Source organism: Streptomyces sp. RKAG290 (genome assembly GCF_023701695.1).
Classification (GTDB): domain Bacteria; phylum Actinomycetota; class Actinomycetes; order Streptomycetales; family Streptomycetaceae; genus Streptomyces.
Genome location: NZ_JAJOZC010000005.1, coordinates 1 through 2201, shown reverse-complemented (window position 1 = coordinate 2201; position 2201 = coordinate 1). Strand labels below are relative to the sequence as shown.

The 2201-nt window shown below is 71.0% G+C and carries 4 protein-coding genes; all 4 read left to right on the top strand.

Annotated elements, in window-relative coordinates; all coding sequences use genetic code 11:
- Window positions 1-194 precede the first annotated feature (194 nt).
- Window positions 195-1304 (top strand): hypothetical protein, encoded by a 1110-nt coding sequence (locus LNW71_RS35155; RefSeq protein WP_250972290.1) that lies wholly within the window; start codon window positions 195-197, stop codon window positions 1302-1304.
- Window positions 1267-1392, top strand: a complete 126-nt coding sequence (locus tag LNW71_RS36325; protein WP_285803293.1) for a hypothetical protein — start codon at window positions 1267-1269, stop codon at window positions 1390-1392. Before LNW71_RS35155 ends, LNW71_RS36325 begins: the two co-directional genes overlap by 38 nt.
- A gap of 34 nt (window positions 1393-1426) precedes the next feature.
- A complete protein-coding gene (locus LNW71_RS35150; RefSeq protein ID WP_250972289.1) occupies window positions 1427-1867 on the top strand; it encodes a hypothetical protein in 441 nt (146 codons plus the stop codon).
- Window positions 1868-1880: 13 nt separating this feature from the next.
- On the top strand, window positions 1881-2201 hold a 321-nt coding region (locus tag LNW71_RS35145), incomplete at its 3' end, for a hypothetical protein (RefSeq protein ID WP_250972288.1).

Genomic DNA, 2201 nt, shown 5'->3' with positions numbered 1-2201 from the left:
CCGTCAAGGATTGCGACGGATCCCGGCACGAGCATTGACCGCCGGTGACCGCCTGCCATAGCGTCCGCCACGGCTTGATTGAATCAATTCATCTCCATCAATCCATCCCCTGGGCGGGACGGCCGGGGCGCGCGCCGGTGACAGCCGCGTACCGCAGGCCGGCCGGCGTCGCAGCCACTCTGCGAGGGAGTTCGATGAACGACGACGTTCACCCGATGACCGACGGCGCTGCCCGGCCCGCCGCCGCTCAGGACCTCCGTGCCACGGGTCAGATCCGCGACGCACCGGTCTCACGCCGCCGGATCCTGCAGATCGCCGCCGCTGCCGCGGCGGCCGGCGCGACCACGAGTTTCTGGCAGCCCGCTCACGCCGCCGAGCCGGACGGCCAAGGTGGCTTCTCCGTCGATCGGTTCGCGCGCCCGCCCGCCGACAGCATGCCGCTGATCCTGTGGTTCTGGAACGGCACGGTCACCACCGACCTGGTGGACACGACCCTCGCGGACATGCGTGCCAAGGGTGTGAGCGAGGTACTGGTCTTCCCGTTCGACATCACCGCCCTGCGACCGGCCTTCTTCACCGAGGCGTGGTTCGACATCGTCGAGCACACCCTGCGCGAGGCCGACCGGCACCACATGCACATCTGGCTGTTCAACGACGACTTCTTCCCCAGTGGCCGGGCCGGCGGGTTCGTGGTGAACGGCGGGAAGGTCGGCGACCGCACCTACTCCCCACGCCCCGACCTGCGGACCAAGGGCGTGCAGCGCAGCAGTACCCGGGTAGCCGCAGGGGTGGCCGTCCCGCTGACGGGCCAGGCGCTGAGCGTGGCGGACGGCCGGCTGGTGGTGGACGCTGCCGCGTTCGACGGCGTGCGCGTCCTCAAGGAGGGTGCCGGCTGGACGGACTACACCGTCAGCGCCACCGTTCGGATCGACTCCGGCACCGCCGGCCTGCTGGTGCGCTGCTCCGACGCGAAGAACGGCTACCTCGCCGACCTGCGGAACGACGGCGGCGTCGACCTCTGGCGTCAGACGGACGGAACTTCGCCCTGGTGCGGTCGGGCACCGCCGTCCCCGGCTTCGATGCCGGCGTCGACCACCGCCTCCAAGTCGGCGTACGGGGCGAGGACATCGTCATCTCGCTTGACGGCGCCGAGTCCGCGCCGGTCTCCGACACCGCCTTCGCCACCGGCACGATCGGGCTGCGCGCCACTGCGACGCAGCACTCCTCGTGGACAGCCTGAGCGTCACCGGGGCCGGCGGCGGGGAGTTGTTCGCCGACACCTTCGACACCGACTCCGCCCTTGACGCCTTCGCGACACCGGACGGCCTCGGGGTCGCCTTCGCCGCCTCGGCCCGTCCGGTCGACGCCGAAGGCGCCGTCGTCCGCAGATGATCGACCTCACCGACGCCGCGAGCAGCGGCGGGACGTGGACGGCTCCGGCGGGCAGTGGCAGGTGGACGTCTTCACCTCCCGGCCGCTTGCGGAGACCGGCGGCAGCCGCCGCAACTACCTGGACCTGCTGGACGACGAGGCCGTGGGCCTGTTCATGGACATCGTCCCGGGCGAGTACGTCCGCAGGTTCCCGTGGGCCGTCGGCCGTGTGCTGCTCGGGTTCGCCGACGACGAGCCCTTCGTGGCGTCCGCCGACGCCGAATGGGGCCAGTGCCGTGGTCGCCGAGCCTGGCCGGTGAGGTGCGGCGGCTGGGCGGCAGGGCAGGACTGGGCATTGTGCTGTCCGCGGTCCACGACGATCTCGGCGAACAAGGACGCGCCCTGCGCGTGTCTACTGGCGCGCGGTCTCCAACCGGTTCTCGTCGGCCTACTACAAGGCATCAGCACCTGGATGGGGACCACGGGCTGGACCTGATCTCCAACCCGCTGTGGACGAGTACGGCCCGGCGGAGCAGATCAGGAGCACCGGCAACCTCAACACCGCGCACCAGTGGGCCCAGGTGCCCGGCACCGACCTCATCGCCGACCACTACCAGAAGGGATACCACCGCATCCTGCCGCGCTGGCCGGCCAGCGCCGCCCACCAGGTCGGGCGCGAGCGCGTCTACCTGGAGGCGATGGGTGCCGCGGGCTGGCAGGTCACCCCGGCGTTCACCCGCGAGGTGATCGGGGCGTTCGTCGTCCGCGGCATCAACAAGGTCCTGCTGCACGCCCGCTTCTCCGACTCGGACAACATCATCTTCGCGCCG

Excerpts from the sequence above, each read along its gene's own strand:
- LNW71_RS35155 (WP_250972290.1), top strand. The coding sequence starts at position 195 with ATGAACGACGACGTTCACCCGATGACCGACGGCGCTGCCCGGCCCGCC.